At 62.3% G+C, this 20,660-nt stretch carries 19 protein-coding genes and 1 pseudogene; 4 read left to right on the top strand and 16 right to left on the bottom strand.

What is annotated here, in order from left to right; genetic code table 11:
• Positions 1-36: 36 nt before the first annotated feature.
• The 3 genes from FJV77_RS29230 to FJV77_RS29220 are packed head-to-tail and all read left to right on the top strand — an operon-like array spanning position 37 to position 3,770.
• Positions 37-852 carry an N-formylglutamate amidohydrolase gene (locus FJV77_RS29230; RefSeq protein WP_142869852.1) on the top strand — a complete coding sequence of 272 codons (816 nt, stop codon included), beginning with the start codon at positions 37-39 and terminating at the stop codon, positions 850-852.
• On the top strand, positions 849-2,711 hold the full coding sequence (locus tag FJV77_RS29225; protein ID WP_142869851.1) for a flavohemoglobin expression-modulating QEGLA motif protein: 1,863 nt from the start codon (positions 849-851) through the stop codon (positions 2,709-2,711). The genes FJV77_RS29230 and FJV77_RS29225 overlap by 4 nt, the downstream gene beginning before the upstream one ends.
• A gap of 12 nt (positions 2,712-2,723) precedes the next feature.
• Positions 2,724-3,770, top strand: a complete 1,047-nt coding sequence (locus tag FJV77_RS29220) for a glutathione synthetase (protein ID WP_142869850.1) — start codon at positions 2,724-2,726, stop codon at positions 3,768-3,770.
• 286 nt (positions 3,771-4,056) lie between these two features.
• On the opposite strand, the gene FJV77_RS29215 is transcribed toward FJV77_RS29220, so the two are convergent.
• The 8 genes from FJV77_RS29215 to FJV77_RS29180 are packed head-to-tail and all read right to left on the bottom strand — an operon-like array spanning position 4,057 to position 11,545.
• Positions 4,057-5,205 carry a response regulator gene (locus FJV77_RS29215; RefSeq protein WP_142869849.1) on the bottom strand — a complete coding sequence of 383 codons (1,149 nt, stop codon included), beginning with the start codon at positions 5,203-5,205 and terminating at the stop codon, positions 4,057-4,059.
• Positions 5,206-5,217: 12 nt separating this feature from the next.
• Positions 5,218-5,583: a response regulator gene (locus tag FJV77_RS29210; RefSeq protein WP_142869848.1), complete on the bottom strand. Its 366-nt coding sequence runs from the start codon at positions 5,581-5,583 to the stop codon at positions 5,218-5,220.
• Positions 5,580-7,691 carry an ATP-binding protein gene (locus FJV77_RS29205; RefSeq protein WP_185970464.1) on the bottom strand — a complete coding sequence of 704 codons (2,112 nt, stop codon included), beginning with the start codon at positions 7,689-7,691 and terminating at the stop codon, positions 5,580-5,582. Before FJV77_RS29205 ends, FJV77_RS29210 begins: the two co-directional genes overlap by 4 nt.
• Complete coding sequence (locus FJV77_RS29200) at positions 7,657-8,220, bottom strand: SCO family protein (protein ID WP_185970463.1); 564 nt, start codon at positions 8,218-8,220, stop codon at positions 7,657-7,659. The genes FJV77_RS29205 and FJV77_RS29200 overlap by 35 nt, the downstream gene beginning before the upstream one ends.
• A gap of 20 nt (positions 8,221-8,240) precedes the next feature.
• A complete protein-coding gene (locus tag FJV77_RS29195; protein WP_142869845.1) occupies positions 8,241-9,248 on the bottom strand; it encodes an ABC transporter substrate-binding protein in 1,008 nt (335 codons plus the stop codon).
• A 42-nt stretch (positions 9,249-9,290) separates the two neighbouring features.
• Positions 9,291-10,298, bottom strand: coding sequence for an ABC transporter substrate-binding protein (locus tag FJV77_RS29190; protein WP_142869844.1), 1,008 nt, complete (start codon positions 10,296-10,298; stop codon positions 9,291-9,293).
• A 45-nt stretch (positions 10,299-10,343) separates the two neighbouring features.
• Positions 10,344-11,348: an ABC transporter substrate-binding protein gene (locus FJV77_RS29185; protein WP_142869843.1), complete on the bottom strand. Its 1,005-nt coding sequence runs from the start codon at positions 11,346-11,348 to the stop codon at positions 10,344-10,346.
• Positions 11,349-11,377: 29 nt separating this feature from the next.
• Complete coding sequence (locus FJV77_RS29180; RefSeq protein ID WP_142869842.1) at positions 11,378-11,545, bottom strand: twin-arginine translocation signal domain-containing protein; 168 nt, start codon at positions 11,543-11,545, stop codon at positions 11,378-11,380.
• A 943-nt stretch (positions 11,546-12,488) separates the two neighbouring features.
• Between FJV77_RS29180 and FJV77_RS29175 the strand changes: the two genes are divergently transcribed.
• Positions 12,489-14,144, top strand: a complete 1,656-nt coding sequence (locus FJV77_RS29175) for a DUF1963 domain-containing protein (RefSeq protein WP_142869841.1) — start codon at positions 12,489-12,491, stop codon at positions 14,142-14,144.
• 233 nt (positions 14,145-14,377) lie between these two features.
• Here FJV77_RS29175 and FJV77_RS29170 read toward each other — a convergent pair.
• The 8 genes and pseudogenes from FJV77_RS29170 to FJV77_RS29135 form a co-directional block, all read right to left on the bottom strand.
• Positions 14,378-14,536: pseudogene (locus FJV77_RS29170) on the bottom strand (integrase); the annotation flags it as partial.
• Positions 14,537-14,679: 143 nt separating this feature from the next.
• On the bottom strand, positions 14,680-15,438 hold the full coding sequence (locus tag FJV77_RS29165) for an amino acid ABC transporter ATP-binding protein (protein ID WP_281408607.1): 759 nt from the start codon (positions 15,436-15,438) through the stop codon (positions 14,680-14,682).
• A 25-nt stretch (positions 15,439-15,463) separates the two neighbouring features.
• Positions 15,464-16,138, bottom strand: a complete 675-nt coding sequence (locus FJV77_RS29160; RefSeq protein WP_142869840.1) for an amino acid ABC transporter permease — start codon at positions 16,136-16,138, stop codon at positions 15,464-15,466.
• Complete coding sequence (locus tag FJV77_RS29155; RefSeq protein WP_142869839.1) at positions 16,135-16,812, bottom strand: amino acid ABC transporter permease; 678 nt, start codon at positions 16,810-16,812, stop codon at positions 16,135-16,137. The genes FJV77_RS29160 and FJV77_RS29155 overlap by 4 nt, the downstream gene beginning before the upstream one ends.
• 153 nt (positions 16,813-16,965) lie before the next feature.
• Entirely contained in the window at positions 16,966-17,754 is a 789-nt protein-coding gene (locus FJV77_RS29150; RefSeq protein ID WP_142869838.1) for an ABC transporter substrate-binding protein, read from the bottom strand.
• Between the two features lie 102 nt (positions 17,755-17,856).
• Positions 17,857-19,020, bottom strand: a complete 1,164-nt coding sequence (locus FJV77_RS29145) for a saccharopine dehydrogenase family protein (RefSeq protein WP_142869837.1) — start codon at positions 19,018-19,020, stop codon at positions 17,857-17,859.
• On the bottom strand, positions 19,017-19,526 hold the full coding sequence (locus FJV77_RS29140; RefSeq protein ID WP_023754678.1) for an Lrp/AsnC family transcriptional regulator: 510 nt from the start codon (positions 19,524-19,526) through the stop codon (positions 19,017-19,019). The genes FJV77_RS29145 and FJV77_RS29140 overlap by 4 nt, the downstream gene beginning before the upstream one ends.
• 176 nt (positions 19,527-19,702) lie before the next feature.
• The gene (locus FJV77_RS29135; RefSeq protein WP_142869836.1) at positions 19,703-20,428 is read right to left on the bottom strand and encodes a 3-keto-5-aminohexanoate cleavage protein; all 726 of its coding nucleotides are present in this window, start codon (positions 20,426-20,428) and stop codon (positions 19,703-19,705) included.
• Positions 20,429-20,660 lie beyond the last annotated feature (232 nt).

Raw genomic sequence — 20,660 nt, 5'->3', positions numbered from 1 at the left:
AGCGGAACCGTCCGCACGCTCCGCGCATTTCGGAGCATGGACAAGACGAGTTCCAACACCGATCAGGGCGGGTCAGGCTGGACGATCAAGCGCGGAGACGGTCCTGTCATCGGTACAGCCATCCACAGCGGCACCGAAGTCGGCAGCGCTTGTCGGTCGCTCATGTGTCTTCCTGATCCAGACCGGCTTCGAGAAGAGGACCCGTTCACCGAGCGCTTCATCGCCGATTTTCCGACCCGGATCATCGTGCATCGGTCGCGCTTCCAGGTCGATCTGAACCGCGCGCGCGACGCTGCCGTCTACCTGTCGCCGGACCAGTCCTGGGGAGTGAAAGTCTGGCGGGAGCCGCCGGCCGAGGACGTCATAGGGGAGTCTTTGTCCTTTCATGATGCCTTCTACAGCGAGCTGAAGCGCGTCCTCGCCGATATCGAGAAGCGCTACGGCCGGTTCGTTCTCGTCGACGTTCACAGCTACAATCACCGCCGCGATGGACCGCAGGCCCAGCCGACGTCTCGCGACCTCGCGCCCGACATCAACATCGGGACGTCTTCCATGGACCGCGATCGCTGGGCGCCTATCGTCGACGCGTTCGTCGAGGCGCTTCGCGGTCACCATCTCAACGGCGAACCGATCGATGTGCGCGAAAACGTGTCCTTCCAGGGCAAGGGCGAACAGACGCGTTTCGTCCACACCAATTTCCCAGAGACCGGCTGTGCCATCGCGGTGGAGTTCAAGAAGATTTTCATGGACGAATGGAGCGGCGAACCCGACTGGGCAGCAATCGAGCAGCTGCGCGCCATGCTGGCGTCGACTGTGCCCGTCCTGGTTAAGGCGCTGCGAGCCATGCGATGAAGCCGAAGCTTGTCGAGCCGATCTCCCCATTGGCGCAGATCGAAGCGGATCTGGACGCGCTTTTCCGCGACGGCAAGCCGATCCGCCGCGAGTTCGGCAACGGCAACCGTTTGCACATCGATCGGCCGCTGCCCTTTCTGTGTGTCCATGTCGGGTCGCATCAGGATGCGGCCTTCCATGCCGTCTCCGCCAACGCCTCCTATCTGATCGCCGCCGACATCGATCTTGCCGGCGAAGTCGCGCGGCTGGTGGCGGGCCGGCTACACGATCACTGCGGCGCCTTCCTCCTTCTGGACATCGGGGAGTTGGCCGAAGACCGGTTCCTGACCGACGATGTTCCGTTCCTGCCGCCTTTCGAGATTGCGCTGGCTAGCGGCAACACGGCGGCGGAGAAGGCGGCACGCAAGCGCTTCGCTGATGCTGCATCCGCGCGCGAAGCCAAATACCGCACGCCCCGCGTCGACGAACTCAGTCCCACCACACGTGCCGAAGCGCGGCTCTGGGACGATTCCGGTGATGTGGCGTGCCTGACGGTGCGCTTCGCCCCAATCTACAGGGTACCGGGCACCAAGCGCGTCTACCCCGAACTCCACGACCTCGTCGTCGCCAACATGGTCGATTCCGCGCTTCAGGCCGTCAGCGCCTTCCTGAAGGCATCGAGCCTGGAACAACCGGCGACCCATCGTTCCCTCGGCCGCCGCGCCTATATCGACGCTGTCGCGCGCGCCGACCATGCGATCGACAATGTCGCTTCGACCTTCGATTTTCTGCTGGCCGTCACGCCGATCAATGCTGAACCCGCCTGGCGGGAATTCCAGGCAGGCGATTTCGAGCGTGTGCCCGCACTGCTTTACCGGCCGCTCGAGCTCGAGGTCGCCGACCAGAAGCGGAAGCTCTATTCGATCTCGCTCGATCATCTGGAAGATACGCTTCTGACTAGGCTGCTTTCCGAAAAGCAGCAGGAGCTCGATCTCCAGCTGTCGATGCTCGCGGCACGCGAGACGCCGCGCTTCGTCGAACTCGGACGAGCCCTTTATGGCAGTGTCGAACCGAGCCTGGCGGCGAGGGCGCGCGCCATTCTCGAAAGGTTCCCGCGCGTTGCCTCGGCCGCCCGGCAGAAGGGCCTCGATGCCGACGCCGTTGCCGCCGCCGCGCGCGAACTGATCGCCGGATACCGCGCCGCCTATCCCGATTTCGACGCTTCCGTGGAGATCCGTGGCGACCTGCCGGCCGGCCTGCTGGTGTCGCGAAACCGATTGCTGGTGTCGCGCGATACCAATGTTCCACCGGAACGTCTGACGGCGCTGCTGAGCCACGAGATAGGTGTTCATCTGCTGACCTATTTCAATGGTGCCGCGCAGGGGCTCGCCATCTTCTGTAGCGGGCTCGCCGGCTATGAAGGCATGCAGGAGGGACTGGCCGTACTGGCGGAGTATCTGGTCGGCGGCATGACCGCAGCGCGTTTGCGGCTGATCGCGGCCCGAGTCATCGCCTGTCAGGCGATGCTCGACGGCGCAACGTTCGAGGAAGCCTTCGGCAGTCTTCGCAAGGATCTCGACGATCGCGAGGCCTTCAACGTCGTTCTGCGCGTCTATCGAGGCGGTGGCCTTGCCAAGGACGCCATCTATCTGCGTGGCCTGTTGCAGATCCTTGATCACTTGAGGAATGGCGGCAGCCTCACGCCGTTCTGGATCGGCAAGATCGCCGCCACGCATTTCGGCGCGATCCAGGAACTCAACGCACGCGGCCTGCTGCGGGCGCCGCGCCTTGAACCTGCGTTCCTCTCTTCCGACGCGGCGCGTCCGCGCCTCAGGAAAGCGATGGCGGGAATTGATCCGATCGATATGGTTGAAACCTGAGGGGGTTCTACAATGCGCATTGCGTTCTTCGTCAATTCCATTGGAACCGAGACGCCCGGCTATACGACGACGGCGTTGGCGCTGGCTGCCGTCCAGCGCGGCCATTCCGTCGTCTATGTCGAGCCGGGTGACTTCATCCTGCGTCCCGACGAGAGTCTGGCTGTCAGCGTCGCGGTTCTGCCCGATGCTGCCTACAAGACATCTGGCAAGCTTCATGCAGCCCTGCAGGACGCCGCGAGGCAGAAGAAGACTGTCTCCACGAGCGACATCGACATTTTGTTTCTGCGCAACGACCCGTCGCTGGATGGCACCGGCCGGCCATGGGCGGCCAATGCGGGCATCATGTTCGGTCGGCTCGCAGCCGAACGCGGCACGATCGTCGTCAACGATCCGGACGGCCTGGCGCAGGCACAGAGCAAGCTCTATTTGCAGTCCTTTCCCGAAGCGGTCAGGCCGGCGAGCCTGATATCGCGCAGCATCGCCGAGATCCGCGCCTTCATCGACAAACACCCGAAGGGCTGCATCGTCAAACCGCTGCAAGGCTCGGGCGGCAAGAACGTCTTCCATATTGCCAAGCCCACCGATTCCAACCTCAACCAGATTTTCGAGGCGGCCAGCGGTGACGGCTATCTCATCGCGCAGGTCTACCTTCCGGAAGCCAAGGCCGGTGACGTGCGTCTGTTCCTGATGAACGGACTGCCGCTGGTGCGCGACGGCAAGTACGCAGCCTTTCGCCGCGTTCCGGCCAAGGGCGACGTCCGCTCCAACATCCATGCCGCCGGAACCGCTCGCAAGGTCAAGGTAACGGCCACCATGCTGGGCATTGCCGAAATGGTGCGCCCCAAATTGATCGGCGACGGCATGTTCCTGGTCGGGCTCGACATCGTCGGCAACAAACTTCTGGAGATCAACGTCTTCACACCGGGCGGGCTGACCCGGCTGGCCGACATGTACGCGACGGACTTTGCCGCAAGCGTCATCGCTGCCTTGGAAGAGAAGCGGACGCTGCGGCAAGCCTATGGCAAGGCCATGACAAATTCGCGGCTCGCGACGCTGTGAGGAATGGAGGCATGGCGCGTCTGCCCCGAAGCAGACATCCGCAGGGGAAGTCGTGCGTAACTGCTTTGCGCCTTATGAAAGTCATGCCCACGGCCCCGTCCATTCACCAAAAGCGGACTTTGCTTTTGCAGAGGGCGCGGGCAGCTTTGCGCGATACGGGTTGCTACTGGCAGAACGCTCAATTTCTCCCCGTAGCGGCGATTTCGAGATCGGTTGATGGCTGGGCTGCTTTGTGACGGCGGTTCGACGGGTCGTATCGTCCGAACGAGACCGAGTGCGTCCAACGCTAGCCTGGCCGACCGAACCACCGCACGATTTCATAGGCAGGCATCGGGCGGCGAAAACCCTTCAGCGTCAGATCGCCAACAAGAACGGATTCGACCAGCGACTCGACAGCGCCGACGACCCGTTGGCTAACGAGAATCTGGCGGGACTGGGCGGCCTCGCACAATCGGGCGGCATGGTTCGACACGGTGCCAATGACGGCATAATCCGAGCGCCGATCAAAACCGATGCGCCCGATGGTTGCGTGGCCCCTGGCAATGCCGATCCCAAAGCCAAGCAGATAGTCCCGCTTGCGCCATCGCTCTGAGTGCCCGTCAATCGCGTCGCGCATCGCAGCAGCCATTGAGACAGCTCTCTCGCTGTGGTCGGCGCATGGCAGTGGATCATTGAAAACCACGACGATACCGTCGCCCACGAACCGCTCGAGTGTCCCCTCGTGGCGGACGATTTGTTCACCAAGACAGGAATGATACTCGGCAAGAACTGTCATGACTTCTTCGGGTTCGGCGGTCTCCGCGAAGGCTGTAAAGCCGCGCAAATCGCAAAAGACAACGGTCACCTCGCGACGGTGGCTCTGCAAGAGCGCCTCTCCATTGCCCGCCGCAACGATGAGGTCGGCGACCTGTTCGGGCAGGAATCGCCTAAGCCGCGCCATTCGCTCGAGCTCCGTCACCTGCTCAGCCACGGTTTGCTCGAGCGAGCGATTCCAGTCGGAAAGTTGCGCCGCTTGGTCCTCAAGGCGTTTGGCTTGGCTCGCGACAGTGTCGCGAAGCGCCTTCTGGCGTAGCATCGATCGCACGCGCGCCAGCAGCGCCTGGTGCTCGAAGGGCTTTGTCAGGTAGTCGTCGCCGCCGGCATCCAATCCCTCGACCACGTCGCGCGTGTCGGCTTTGGCTGTAACAAGAATAACGGGGATCGATCGCAGCGATTCGTCTTGCTTGAGCAGGCGCACTACCGCGATGCCGTCGAGCTTCGGCATCATGATGTCGAGCAGGATCAGATCCGGCGTGAGTTCGCGGGCTTTCGCAAGCCCCTCTTCACCATCGGCGGCGGTTGCCACTTCATAGCCATTCGCCTCGAGGCGCATTTGCAGGATCTCGAGGTTTTCCGGAGTATCGTCGACCGCGAGTATGCGGGGCGGATTGTGCAAGACATACCTCCCTCAAGAAAGGAACCCGCGAATCTCGGAAAGCAGTTGGCGCGGACTGAATGGCTTGGCAATGTAACCATCGCACCCAGCAGCAAGGGCTTTCGCCTCGTCGCCCGACAACGCGTAGGAGGTGACGGCGATAATCGGAATGTGCCGGAGCGCTGGGTCGGCCTTGATGCGGCGTGCCGCTTCATACCCGTCGATTACCGGGAGCTGAATGTCCATAAGGATCAGGTCTGGCCTGTGCGCTCGGGCTGCAGCGATGCCGGCGGCGCCGTCCGGCGCCTCGATCAGTTCGTATTCGGTGGTAGCGATGAGATCGCGGATGATCTGGCGGTTGTCCTCGGTATCCTCCACCATCAGGATTCGTTTGCTCATGCGGCCCTCACGTCCTCATTCACCCGGATTGGTACCTTCAGACGGAATGTCGACCCTGACCCGACCACGGACTCGACATCTATGGTTCCGCCATGCATTTCTGCGATGCGCTTCGAGATCGCCAGGCCAAGACCTGTGCCACCCTTTTGCCTGGTGCTGCTGTTATCGACCTGCTGGAATTCTTCGAAGATGAGAGCCTGGTCCTTGGACGCGATGCCAGGACCGGTGTCTCGGACGGTGATCTCGAAGTGCCCGTCGACCGCATCGGCAAGAATGTCGACCGCACCCGTTTCGGTGAACTTGACGGCGTTGCCTGCAAGATTGAGCAGGACCTGCGTCAAACGGCGTTCGTCCCCGTGGCCGATTGGAAGGTTCTCGGCAACAGTCGTTGAAAGCTCAAGGCCCTTCGCTCGTGCCAGCGGCTCGACAGCGGTAACGGTCGATCGAACAATCTGCGCGACGGAGTAGTCTTCGATCGCCAGCGTGAGCTGGCCGGCTTCGATCTTGGAAAGGTCGAGTACGTCGTTGATGAGCCCGAGGAGGTGACGGCCGTTTGCCTGCACGCGCGCGACGGTCGTCTTTGCCTTGTCCGGGAGTTCCCCGTAGATGCCGTCGACCAGCAGTTCTGTAAAGCCCAGAACCGAATTGAGCGGCGTCCTGAGCTCGTGGCTCATATTCGCGAGGAACTGCGACTTGTGGCGGCTAGCTGTCTCCAGCTCCCGGCCTTTCTCCTCGATCTCGCGGAACAGCTTGGCATTCTGGATCGCGAGCACCGATTGGGCCGCGAAGGTCTCCAGCAGGTGAACAACTTGCTCATGGAAGGCACCTGGCTTGTGGCGCCTGACGACCAGTGCACCGACGATCTTGTTGGGCCTCAGCAGCGGAACGATCAGGATACCGCGATATCCGGCTTCGACGATCGTCTTTCTTACAAGGAAGGATGAGGTCTCCTCGCTGAGGTCGGGAAACTGCACCGGCATGCAGCGCCCGGCTGAGTCGCCGATCCCCATGTCGGCCAGCCCGATCGTCTGGTGTGAGACTGCGGCGATAAGCTCATCGCTCATACCGAAGTTTGCGCGCGGACGGAATTGCTGCCGCGTGCTGCTGAACACGTAAATGGTGCCAGCATCCGTCTCCGACAACTGGACCGCTTTGGCGACGATCGTTTTCAGCACCGTGTCGAGATCCAGCGTCGAATTTACCGCCTTGCTGACGTCCCCGAGCGCCTCCAGTTCGCCGACCGAGCGTGCAAGCTCGGCCGTGCGCGCCTGCACCTCTTGATACAGTCGCCCCAGCCGCTCGGATGTCTGGTTGACGTTGTCCGCAAGCGCTCCCAGTTCGTCGCGGTTGGCGACGACAACCTGTTGGGCGAAGTCACCGGCCGCTATCTGGCTGAGACGCGTCTCGATCTTCTTCACGGGTTCGATCAACGACCAGGAAATGATGTAGCCAAGCCCTAGCGCCAGCAGGATGCTGCCCACTGCAAAGGAGACCACAATCAGTTGAGAGGTGCCGTACGCCCCCTCGGTCGTTTCGATCGCCGCCACCATGTCGGCTTCGGATATGTTGACCAGCTGGTTCGTCAGCCGCTCAAGGCGGTCGGCCGACGGAATGATCTCATCCAGCTGGATCTTGCGCGCCTCTTCCGTGCGACCGGCGCGGAAAAGCTCCACAACGTGCGTCACGCCGGCTGCGAGCCGATCGTACTCCTGCCGGACTTGGCCCAGCACCTCCGCTTCGGTTTCGGCGACGAACTCCATGCGATCGAGGTCGTAGCCAAACTGGTTGAGCTGGCGCAGCGCTGCATCCAGCATCCGCTCGTCCTGAAGCAGAAGTGCGGTCGAGATGCTGTAGAGCTGGTTCGTGGTGTCGTGCTGGACCTGGCGATAGGCTGCGATCCGGCGCTGCAGCTTGATCAGCTCGTTTGTTTGATCATTGACCCCACTCAGCACCTGCAACCCGACGCCCCCGAGTACGATCAACAGGCCGACAATCGACAGGAACGCGATCAAGAGCTTGGTCTGGACGCGCGCCGGCAGCCGGGCAACCCAGCCAACGAGCCGGTTCGTTATGCTATTTGGATTCGTCCAAGAGGCTGACAAGGTCATCCCGGAACTCCTCCAAGTCGAACCGCACGCCAAGATACTGTACTCGCAAGATGCCATTGCGGTCCACGAGCGACGTCAACAGGGTGTGGTCGACATCTCCGTTCGCCGCCTTATTCGCGATGACCCCGTATTTCCGTCCCACCTCATGGACGACCGCCGGATCACCGGTAAGAAACGACCAGCCCTTCAGGTCGGCGCCAAAATTCTGCGCATATTCCTTCAAGACATCGGGCGTATCGCGCTCCGGGTCGACGGTGATCGAAACGAAGTCGATCTTCGACCCGAACGCAAAACCCAGCTTCTCCTGCACGCTGGCCATATTGGCGGTCAGCATCGGGCAGACGTCGGTACAGTAAGTGTAGATGAATGCAATGGCGATCACCTTGCCGCGAAAGTCGGACAGCGAGACGCGCGCGCGGTCCTGCGATGTCAGCGTAAAGTCTGGAGCCGGTCCGATTGCCGGCAATCGCTGATCGTGCGGCGCGTCATGCGCCTGCGCTGGCCAAGGAGCTAGCAGCGCCAGTGCCAATGCGCTTGCCGGCCAGCAACTCACGTCTTCAACTCGCGCTTGACCTCGTTGAAGAACTGCCAATCAGTGCCCTTGGTGATGATGTCGTTCGGGTTCGACTTGACCATCCCGGCTTCATGCAGCCGCAACGAGAAGAACCTCATCGTATCCTCGGGGTCGAAGTCGCGCCAACTCGAGTACGGGAGTTCGCGGAACGCCTGCACGGCGTAGTCGTATTGTTTGGTGCGCCCGCTATCCACGAGGAGGCGTGCCACCCGTTCCGGTTCGGCCGCGCAGATATCGGCCGATTTGAGGATGGCACGGACGACGCGCTTGGTGGCAGCTGGATTCTTCTCCGCATAGCCAGTGTTGACCGCCAGCATGCAGCAGTAATACTGCGACCACGGGCGGTCCTTGGAACTGTCGAGGATGACGTGCCCGACATTGCGGGCGCGGAGATCCTGAGCCTCCGGCGGGAAAGCCAGGAACGCATCGACCTTGCCATCGGCGAAAAGCTCCGCCGGCTTTGTCTCGCCGACGATCCATTCGATGTCGCGTTGCGGATCGAGCCCGACGTAAGTCGCCATGGCGCTGACGAAGATGTGCGGATCCGATGTCAGGTTATAGCCGACGCCAACCTTGCGGCCTTTGAGATCCGTAATGCTTTTGATGTCCTCGCGCCCAAACAATTCGTAGCAGCCGACGTGCACGCCGGAGATCACCTTGATCGGGACGCCGGTGTCGATCGGAATGACGAGCGCGGTTGCAAAGTTGATGGCGAAGTCGATATCGCCGCGCGCTAGCATCTCGGTCTGTGCGATGCCGGGCTCCATTGCGACATAGCGAAAATCCGATAGGCCTTCCGCCCGGATCAACTCCTCGGCGACATATTGCGGAGCGATGCAGATACCTGGTCCCGCCGCCATGCGAGCGGTGATGGTTTCAGGGGGCGCCTCGGCTGCTGCCGCATTGCGGCCGTTGGCAAGGCCCGCTGCTGCCAGCGCAGACAGGCCTGTGAGGAAACGGCGACGGTTCTGGATAGTCTGCATGGGGGTTCTCCACTGGAAAGGCACAGCGTGCCCGCCGTCCGCTCACATCTTCAATTCGCGCTTCAGTTCGTTGAGGAATCGCCAGTCCGTGCCCTTGGCGATGATCTGTTGCGGGCTCGACTTGATCATGCCCGTCTCCTGCATCCGCAATGCGTAGAAGCGCATTGAGGCTTCGGCTTCGTAATCCCGCCAGACGTCGTACCGCGTGTCGCTCAGCGTTTGCAGCGCGTATTCGTAGCTGTGCACGAAACCTCGCTCGACCATCTGCCCGGCACTCCATGCGGGATCCGACGCGCAAAGGTCGGCGCCCTTAACGATAGCCCTGAGCACGCGCTTGGTCGCAACCGGGTACTTGTTCACATAATCCACAGCGACCGAGGTCATGCAGCAGAAGTGCTGCGACCAGGGGCGGTCGACGGCCGTATTGAGGATCGTGTGGCCGATTCTCTTGGCGCGCAGTTGCTGCGTCTCCGGCGGCGTGAAGAGATATGCATCGAACTGTCCATTGGCGAAGGCTTCTACCGGTTTACTTTCCTGGACCCATTCGAAGTCGTTGACGGGATCCAGTCCGATATAGGAGGCCATCAGGGCGACCAGCACGCGCGACGGCGCATAGATGTCGTGCATGCCCACCCGCTTGCCCTTGAGGTCCGAGATGCCTTCGACGCTGTCGTTGGCGATCAGCTCGAGGCACCCGGAGTGCAGACCGCCAAGCACCTTGATTGGTACGCCCGCGTCGATCGATGCGACATGGACTGGCGCGTAGTTCATGCTGAAATCCGTGTCGCCGCGTGCAATCCACACCGCCTGGTCGACTTTCTCGTCGCCCTGCACGTACTGGACGTCGGTGAAGCCCTCCGCTTTGAGCAGCTCTCCGGCCAGGTACATTCCCGCCCAGCAGTAGGCGCCATCAATCCATCGCGGCAAGCGAACGGACGTCGTTTCAGGAGGTCCTTCGGCCCAAGCGTCTGTCGTTGCGCCGATGAGACCTGCAGCGCCTGCTGCCGCAGCACCGGCCATGAAGTGGCGACGGTTCTGGATGATTTGCATGGGGTTCTCCCTCGCGTTGAAAATGGCACGGGGCTGGCTGCCTAGTCAGGTCTTCAGCTCGTGCTTCAGTTCGTTGAAGAAACGCCAGTCGGTGCCTTGGGCCAAGAGCTTCTGGGGGGTGCTCTCGAGCATCCCGACCTCGTGGAGGCGCAAGGCGTAGAAGCGCAGGGTGTCCTCAGCGCTATACTCACGCCAACCGTAGGGGATCGCCTTCAAGACCTGGAGGGCATGGTCATAGCGCTTAGTATAGCCCTGCTCCACCAAGAACTGGGCGGACTGCTCGGGCGCGCTGGTGCAGAAATCCGCCGCTTTCAAGATGGCGCGGAGGGCGCGTTTGGTGGCCACCGGATTCGTGCGGACGAACTCCCGGCTCCCAGCCAGCATGCAGCAGAAGTATTGCGACCAGGGCCGGTCCACGGTGCTGCTAATCACTACATGGCCGATCTGCTGCTCCCGCATCTCCTGCGGTTCGGGGGGAAAGCCCAGGTAGGCGTCGATCTTTCCCTCACTTAGGAGCCGGATGGACTCGGGGCCCGGATGCGTGACGAAGTGTATGTCCTTATGGAGGTCCAGGCCCACATACGCCGTCATACTGGCGAGAAAGACATATCGGCTGGAATCCAGCGACGGCACGGCCACGGTCTTCCCCTTGAGGTCGCGGATCGATTGGACGCGATCGGTCCCGAACAGCTCAAAGCAGCCGACGTGGAGTCCAGCCAGGATGACGATCGGATCCCCAGCCTCCAGGTGGAGAAGGAGTGGGGCGGCGAAATGCGCACTGAGGTCGGCTTCACCGGAGGCGAGAGCCGGCGCGATGTCTGCGGTCCCCCTCCTTTGGAGGTAGTGCACTTCGGTGAACCCTTCGCTGCGCAGCAGTTCTTCGGCTACATATTGGGGGGCCTGACAGATGCTGGGAATCCGGATGAGCCGGATCCGCGTCGTCTCAGGTGGTGGCTCTGAGGCGAGCGATTGGCGGACCCCAACTAGGCTCGTGGCGCCGGCTGCCGAAATGCCGGCCAGGAAGCGCCGGCGGCTTTGGATGATTTCCATGTCCACGTCTTCCCTTGAGACAAATGGGATCAGGTTTTCAGCTCACGCTTCAACTCGTCGAGGAAGCGCGGCAGACGAACCGTGGTCGTTTCCAGCGGCGGTTCCGCGTGGAGTGACTTCGGAAGACCGACGATACCGGCAGCGCTTGCCATTGCAGCGCCGGCCAGGAATCGGCGGCGGGTTTGCATGATCTGCATCCGAACGCTCCTCTTCCGAATCGCAAACGAGAATGCTGGCCGGAACCAAGCAAAAGAGGTTTCGGCAGAGGCAGATGGTCTCGTGGGCGCGACGAGTAGTTGTGGGTTCTAGCGCACCCAGTCTGCTGCGGGAGTCTTGCGCTCTCAGTCGTCGGCGCATTTATTAGCAACCGACGATATGCCACGATACGCGCAATTTGCGTAGGTAGCGAGCGCAAAACTTACTACGCAAAACGTCCCGCCAGCATCTCGCTGTCAGGGAGACTGTTCGCGCGGTTGCGAATGGCCACTTCGAGTTTACTGCGGCCGGGCCGAGCATCGACGCAAAGGTCTGCACAGGGTCAGCTTCCGAGCTTGGTCCACCGGCTGACTGTCCGCTATCGTTGTTCGGACGCCAAAAGCCGCCATTCCGCTATCGTGAAGAGTTTCGGGCGCCGGCAGTCGTGCGAAAGTCGCCGAGGAAGGAACCCGCGGGGCCACAGGCGACTGCTATGGAGATTTCGATCTGCGGCTGATGTCGGCGATGGCTGGGGCGTCGCCCGGGAGGGCGGGAATGGGTTCGGACAGGCCGCTTCGTTGGACCTCCGCGCGGTGTTGTCGGTCGGGTGAGGGGTGGGCGTGGCCCCATCGACATCGATGATCACCTGGGGCGCGCATAGGTCCGTTGCCGCAGGTTGAGCGCCTGCGGCTAAAGGCTGGATCATTCCATGCCGGGTCATGGAGAGTTCTCTCGGTTCGTCGCCGTTGCGTCCGGCGGTCCGCGTGGCTGCCTCCAATGGGGCTGACTAACGGATCTTGTAAGGACCCTCGCTTCTAATTCAAACGTCAGATCACGCGGTTTGCAATGAATTAACGGACGCAAAGTATGCCCTTTGCATGTAAACTTGCGGTGCTTGCATAGATCGGGACGATTGCAGCACTTCGCAGAGGGGCAATCGTCGTCATGTTCCTTGAGTTTGGAAAGCGCGAACCGGTCCAGCCGCACGATGCACATGTCTCAGTCGTGCTCAGGCGAAAGGTCCCGGTTGCCTCGAACGATACGTCCCTGTCTTGGCTGGGTGGGCTACCGCGAATGCCTGCGTCGGTGAAATGGCCCCGCGACAAGGACAAGTCCCCGCTTCATTTTATCGCGCAAATCCATTGCACCGATCTTCCGGCTGATCTGTGGGGTGGCAACGGTCCAAGAACCGGCTGGCTGCTGCTGTTCGTTCACGCAGAAAAGCTGGAGGACGAAGCGCGGGGTGGCACAGTTAAAGTGCTCCACGTCGATGAACTCGGCCCGGAGATGCTTCCGCCGAGAAATATCGACACCCTCCGCAACGAATTTCGCGAGCGGAGGACCGGCCGCAAGCACCAAGCCCACCCGCGCGAGACCAAGGCGTGGCGCAAATGGCCGGTGGAAGTGGTTGTCCAGCGATACGGCCGGAGCGCCATCGACTGGGAGCACGAGGGCCCGATCGCTACGGCGGCGGAGCTTTACGGCGCGCCGGACTGCGATCGCAGCCTCGCCAGTCCTGGAGCCATTGGGCTCGATCGTCCACTGACCTGGGGCGGCGCGCTCGATGTGATCGAAGCGTTGATTAGCGATCTCAATCCGGCGACATTTGCCGAGAGGTTCACCGGCAGTTGCGGTCTCGACGGACCTCCCGAACCCGATCAGGACCGGTTCAACGACGAATTGCGCCGCCGTTTGGACAAGCGACTGGAGTCGTTCGACTACTCGCCTGGCTACGGCTTCCGCCTCGGCGCCATACGCATGGAAGTAATCGAGCAGCTGAAATCCGAGCGCCGCACTGGATGGATCGAGCGGAGCTTCCGTGTGCTCGAAGCAAAGGAGCGGGAATGGGGCGCGAAACGCGCCAACAACCTGGCGGAACTGCAAGCCGCAAGGGCTGCGGGCGATGCGGAGACGGTCAGGCGATGTGAAGGTTGGATCGAGTACTACGACGTCACGGTACGGGAACTCGAAGAGCACCGCACCTATCTGACCGAACTGTTTGCCCCCTACCAAGGGCCAGATGGCGAGGCCGCTTTCACCGCGCAGATCGAGGCGAGCGCTGCAGCCCACCTTGCCTGGGGCGCGCGGCAAGGCGAAGCGCTCCTTCACTGGCACAAGTATCTCCTGGCCAAGGTTCCCGGTGAGCGATTGCCTGAATCGGGATGGAACGACCTTGCCGCTGCTCTGGGTGCAAGCCGCAGCGAGTATTGGGCGTGGTCTCCCCAAACCGACGTGCTGCGCAAACGAGCAGTGACGCTGGACTACAGGCGGCATCTCGACACGGTAACCCGCGGAGAAGTGCTCGACGTCTATGCGCGCGGCGAAATCGAGCAGTCAGGATTATCTCCGGAACAGATCGACGACCTGACGCGCAGACTACGCCACTTCATCGACGGGCGCGCGCACCGCATGGGCGGGCATCGCAATCCGGTCCAGACCGAGAACCTTTTCGATGACGACCTGCTGCTGTTCCAGATCACTTCCGACGATGCGCTGGATTGGGTCTGGGCAGATCTTGGGGCGCTTTACGTTACGATTGAAGAACGGGCCTTGCGTCGCAACGACTTCAGCAAGGTTCATGCCTGGCTTGAGGGCGGGTGAGAAGTTCTCGCTCTGAGCAATTTTCGCTCGTCATGGCATTGCTATCCCGCTCGCCCGATTAACGGCATGGCCAGATGTGGACTTGATACGCACATAAGCGCCGGTCGGATGATGACTAAAGAAAATTGGGCCAGCCGATCATCGTCCGCCAAGCGGGCGGAGCCGAATGACCGATTGCAGGGCTACCCAGCCGCGACGATAGCTCTTGTGGCGGAAGGTGACGCCGCTCTCGTGGTCGCGGTGTCCGGCGACCGGCCGAGGAACGTCGCCAGGCGTCCGATGTCGCGGAGATAGTTGCGCTGCGTCTCCCGTGAGAAACGCCGCATGTTCATGTCGTCGATCAGCCGCTGACGCAGCGGACTGATAGGTGCATCAAGAACAGGATAAGGCATGGTCAGGCTCCTTGTTGAAGAAGCCCGTGATGCTCTGCCGCTGTCGAACCACCTTCAATGCGAGCGCGACCTCCGGCTCGTGATCTCTACCTCACCCCACGCGTCATCTCCGCCGCCGGCAGCCAGCTGATTGACCTTTGACCCTAATGCCGCAGAATCTTGCTCAGAAAAGCGCGGCTGCGGTCAGTTTTCGGGGCGGAGAAGAACTCCTCCGGCGTGCCGCTTTCGACGATGGCGCCGGCGTCCATGAAGACGACGCGCTGAGCAACCTTGCGGGCGAAGCCCATTTCGTGCGTCACCACCATCATGGTCATGCCTTCCTCGGCGACGGCCACCATGACATCGAGCACTTCGGAAATCATCTCGGGGTCGAGTGCGGAGGTCGGCTCGTCGAACAACATGATCTTCGGCCGCATGCCGAGGCAGCGGGCGATCGCCACGCGCTGCTGCTGGCCGCCCGAGAGCTGTGAGGGATAGGCATTGACCTTGTCGGCGAGACCGACCTTGGCCAGCAAGTCGCGACCGGCCTGCTCGGCCTCGGCGCGCGGGATCTTGCGGACATGGATCGGCGCCAGCGTGACGTTCTCCAGCGCTGTCTTGTGCGGGTAGAGGTTGAACGACTGGAAGACGAAGCCGATCTCGGTGCGCAGCTGCGCCATGTTGGTGGCGGGGTCGCCGAGGCGCTGGCCGTCGACGATGAGGTCGCCGTCCTTGATCGTCTCCAGGCCGTTGATGCAGCGGATCAGCGTGCTCTTGCCCGAGCCGCTCGGGCCGCAGACGACGACGACTTCGCGCGGCTCGACGCTGAGTGTGATGTCTTTCAGCACATTCAGCGCGCCGAACCATTTGTTGACGCCGCGAAAGTCGATCATGCCGGTTTTGGTCGGGCTTGGGTTGGTCATGGCGGTCGGCCCTTTGGGTTCGATGTCACAGCTGCACCTCGCCGTGCGCCGCACCCATGCGGCGCTCCAGCCGGCGGGCCAGCATGATCAGCGGATAGCAGACGATGAAATAGCCGACGCCGACGAGGAAGAAGACCAACAGGCCGTTGGGCACACGCTGTACCACCAGCCAGCCGACCCGGGTGAGGTCGGTCAGCCCGATGGCCGAGACGACCGAAGAATCCTTGATCAAAAGCACATATTGCCCGACCAGCGGCGGCAGCACGATGCGCATCGCCTGCGGCAGCACCACCTGGCGCATGCGCTGCCAGCGCGACAGGCCGGATGCAAGGGCTGCCTCGACCTGGCCGGTCGGCACCGAACGGATGCCGGCCGCGACGATCTCGCAGATAAAGCACGCGGCGAGGTTGGTCAGCGCGATGATGCCGGCGGTGAAGGCGTCGAGCTCGATGCCGAACTCCGGCAGGATGAAGAAGATCAGGAAGATCTGCACCAGGAACGGCGTGCCGCGGATCAGGTCGACCCAGGCGCCGATCACACTCGAGATCAGCCGGTTGCCGCCGGTGCGCAAGATGCCGAGGCCGAAGCCGAGCGCCGTGCCGAGCACCAGGCTGATCAGCGACAGCATCACCGTCATTCCGAGGCCGCGCAAGGCGAGGGGATAGCTGCCGGCGAGGCTTTGCAGCTGCTGCCAGATCATGTGCTGCTCCTTGCCGGCTGCAGGCCGAGCCAGCGACTGGACAACCCCGCCAGTCCTTTGAGGCAATAGTAGAGCAGGAGGTAGAAGGCGGCGATGGTGATGAAACCTTCCGCCGGCATGAAGCGGTCGGACGCCAGCAACTGTCCGGCGCGCGTCAGTTCGGACACCGAGATCAACGACAACAGCGCCGAATCCTTGACCAGCACGATCGCCTGGCCGAGCAGCGGCGGGATCGTCACCTTGAAGGCTTGCGGCAGGATGACCAGGCGCATGCGCTGGACATAGGTCATCCCCGAAGCGACGCCGGCTTCGACCTGGCCGCGCGGGATCGACAGGATGCCGGCACGAATGATTTCAGCGATATAGGCGCCGCTGTTTAGTGACAGAGCGAGAATGCCGACGACGAGCTCGGGCAGCACAAAGCCGAGCCGCGGCAGGCCGAAATAGAGGAAATAGAGCTGCGCCAGCAACGGCGTGGCGCGCACGGCATCGATATAGGCCTTGGCCGGGATGCGAAACAGCTGGCTGCGCTGCAGGTTCATGGCGGCGAGCACGATGCCGACCGCCAGCGCGCCGGCAAAAGACAGCGCCGACAGCCACACGGTCGTGATCAGGCCCTGCCCGAACAGTGGCAGATATTCGATGATGGTGCGGAAGCTGAAGTTTTCGAGCATCGCAGGGCCGGTGAATAGTGAGTAGTGAATAGTGAATAGTCAGTAGTCAGTAGTCAGTAGGGAGTGGTGTCCGAAATGGCCATTCACCATTCACTATTCACCATTCACTTCTTCCTACTGACTACTCCCTACTCACTACCCCCCCCTAATTCCTCAGTGGTCCTTCTTCCAGGCGTCGGAATTGACCCAGTAGTCGAGGTTTTTCTGCAGGCGGCCGTCGATCGTGACCTGGTTGAGGAACAGGTTCATCCAGATCAACAGGTCCGGCTCGTCATAGCGGGTGGCGAAGGCAAGCGGCTCCTTCGACAACAGGTCCGGCATGATGGTGAAGGTGCCGGCGGGATAGGCGGTCGACTGACCCTTGACCGCGGAGACGTCGTTGACGCCGCAATCGGCCTGGCCGTTGTTGACCGCGTCGAGCAGCAACGGACCGCCGCCCTTGTAGCTCTTGATGTCGGCATCCGGGAAAGCGTTCTTGGCTTCCTTTTCGCCGGTGGCGCCCAACAGCACGGCGATCTTGGTGCCCTTGGCCTTGCAGTCCTCGGTGGTCTTGAACTTGCTGTCGGCCTTGGTGAAGACGGTGCTGCCTGTATACATGTAGGGCGTGGTGAAGGCGACCTTCATGCCGCGCGCCAGCGTCGGCGTCATGTCGGCGACCAGCAGGTCGGCCTTGCCCGACAGCAGCGCCGGGATCAGCCCGTCCCAGTCATAGTCGAGGAAGGTGACCTTGACGCCCATTTCCTTGGCCATCAGCTCGGCGAGTTCGACCGAACTGCCGGTGCGTTCGCCATTGGCGCCGACCAGCGAGAAGGGCGGTCCTTGCGTCTGCACCGCGACACGCAGTTCGCCGCGCTTGGTGATCTCGTCGAGCGTTCCGGCACTGGCCGCCGTGGCGAGGCCCGCAAGCGCAAGTCCGGCGATGAAAAGTCTGGCAATCTTCATGTGGCATTCCTCCCTGTTTGGTTGTCATTTTTGCCCGCGGATTCCCGTGGGCTTTTTTGAGCGGCAGCGCCGTTGCCAACGGCAGCCACCGTTCGAAAATCCTCAGTCCCAGGTTACCGTCTCGGTTACCCTGATGCCGCGCCCGGCCAGCTCCTCGAAAAACGGTCCGTCGGGCACATGCTGCAGCGGGTTCAAAAGCCCTGGTTTGGTAATCTCGCGCCCCGCCAGCATCTGCGCCACGATGCTGGCGGGATAGCCGACGCCGAGGCTCATGCCGAACAGGCCGGAGGCCAGGTCACGTTCGATGATCAGGTCCGATGTCACCGTCTTGCGGCGACCGCCTTCGAGACCGGAAAAGACGTTGCGCATCACGCAAAGATCCTTCTCGTCGGCGCCATACTGCAATTGCGGGCCAAGCAGCCGGCCGAGAAATTCGCGTGGGCTGGCGCCGGTGCCCGGCACCTTGTCTTCGGAAAGGAAGCCGAGTTCCTTCAGCGGCGCCCAGAATGCCGACCAGCCCGGCCAGCGCAGCGTGTAGCGGCCCGAGCGTTGCAGCCCCTTGGCGCCGTCGAGCATCTTGACATAGTGCAGCGCGTCGCCATTGGGAAAGGCTTCCAGCCGACCGAGGCCCGCGACCTCGATCTCGTGGATGAAGCGGTTGTCATGCTGCCGGCCCGCCGACACTTCGACGCGCTTGCCGTCCTCGATCATCACGCTGTCGCGGTTCTGGCTGACCAGAACCATGTCGAAATTCCAGCTTACCTTGTAGCAGAGGGGCTTCGCCATCGCCTTCGGTTCGGGGATGCCGCCACAATAGGAATCGATCGAGGAGATCGAAGAGAACTGCTTTGCGGCGCGGGCGTAGAGGACGAGATCGATGCCGGGGTCGAGCCCGCATTCGGTCATGACAGAAACGCCGGCCTGTTCAGCAGCGGGGCCTAGATCGGCAATCGCCTTGCTGTAGTTGGTGGTAACCAGCGGCGTGCGCGTTGCGATCGCGGCCTGCACCGCCTCGCGCATCAATGGCTGTGGCAACAGATCGATGACGGCGTCGACATCGGCTAGCACGGTCGCCAGTGCTGGACCGATGGCGCCCTCGGGCACGACGAAACGCACGCGGGAAATATCTGTCAGGCCGGCAAGCCGGGCAGGGCCGTTGGCGGCTGTATCGACACAGACGATTTCCTCGACACCGGCGCTGGCGACGAGATCGGCGATGGCCGCGCGGCCCTGCAGGCCGAGGCCGCCGAGAACAGCGATCTTCATGCCGGCTCCTTGCGCGCCGGTGTTTCTTCCGACCAGCAGCCTTCGGGAAGGCTGACCCATTTGTTGCACGACGCCATGACGACGAAGGTCTCGCTGCGCACCACTTCGCCCGGAATGCCGGCGCCCGGGATCAGTTCGCTGGTGATGCGGTAGAGGTCGGCGACATCGCCGGCGACGGTGACGTCCACAATGATGTCGAAGCGTCCGGTGACCACCGAGGCCGAGTTGACGAAGGGCAGTTCGGCAATGCGTTGCGCCAGTTCGCGAGCGCGGCCTCGTCCCTGCGCGTTGATGCCGACAATAGCCGAGATCAGCTCCGGGCGCTCGGTCAGATTGAGCAGCCCGACGATCTTCAAAAGGTTGCGGTCGAGCAGGTTTCGCAGCCTTGAGCGCACCGTCGGCACCGAGATCGCCATCGTCTCGGCGAGCCGGTTGATGCCCGGCTGGGCATCCTGCGACAACAGCTTGACCAGCCGTCGATCGGTTTGATCGAGATGCTCACGCAAAGGGCAAGGCTTTCATAAAGGAGAAAAATAAGAGAAAATTTCTTCCAGATATGAAAAACAGACTATGGGAAATTTTTAACAACAGCAAGAGCGGAGTTGTCGCTTGCGGTTGTGCCGGTTTCCGGGTGCAGCCAATTCCTCCGCACGGACCGGAGAGCGGCCATCAAGCGTGTTCGTCAGCTTTTTGTCCGGAAGATCGCCACCGCAGCCGCCACCAGCGCCGCGTTGCCGGTCGCCACCGTTCCGTCCGGCAATTCCTTGCCGTCTTCCAGCCCGACGCGGGTCGACAGCTTTCGCGCCGCCGCCCGTTCGACGAAGGGCCAGACGGTGGCGTTCTCGCCATGCAGCAGGACCGAGCGCCTGATGCCGGCGCGCTGCAGCACCTGCTCGATGCCGTCGGCGACGGCGAAGGCTTCATCCAGCGTCTGCTCGGAAATCTCGATCAGCACGCGCAGCACGCGACCACCATGGTCGAGACTGATCAGCCGCTCGGCGTCGGCGACCGAAGCAAGGCCCGCCTCGATGCCGATGCCACGCTGGCGCAGGCTCTCCATGACAATGGGTGCCGCCGTCTCGCTGAGATTGACCGACGCATAGTCGGGCAATTCGCGCCAGCCGGCGATGGCGACCAGCGTGCCGATATCGTCGTTCTCGATCCAGGCGCCGGTGGAGACGCCGATCAGCGTGCCGGGGCAGGCGCGGCGCAGCGCCGCGATCGTCGGATCCATCGCCGCCGGTGAAAGGCTCTCGCGCCGGTCGGCACCGCGCGCATGGACATGCAGTTCGGCCGCACCGGCGGCAATCGAAGCCGCGCCATCGCGCGCCATGGCTTCGGCGTCGAGTGGGAGGGCAGGGTGGAAATCGGCGGAGCGCGCGCCGTTGATGCAGGCCTGGACGATCATGGTTCTCGCGATCCTGTTGCGGATGGCGCCAGCCTAGCAAAGGGCGGAGAAAATCGGAATTCGGGGCAAAGGAGTCTCCTGACAGACGAGTAGATGCCTTGAAGCGCCGCGATCCTTAGCGCCCCCCTCTGTCCTGCCGGACATCTCCCCCACGAGGCAGGGCTGTCCGGGGAAAGTGAGGGGTGAATCGAAATGCCACATGCGCATGCCCCGTAAGACGGCGGTTTTCCGT

It is taken from the genome of Mesorhizobium sp. WSM4306 (genome assembly GCF_007003975.1).
GTDB lineage: Bacteria > Pseudomonadota > Alphaproteobacteria > Rhizobiales > Rhizobiaceae > Mesorhizobium.
The sequence above is the reverse complement of the archived record's forward strand: the minus strand, read 5'-3'. Positions and strand labels throughout refer to the sequence as shown.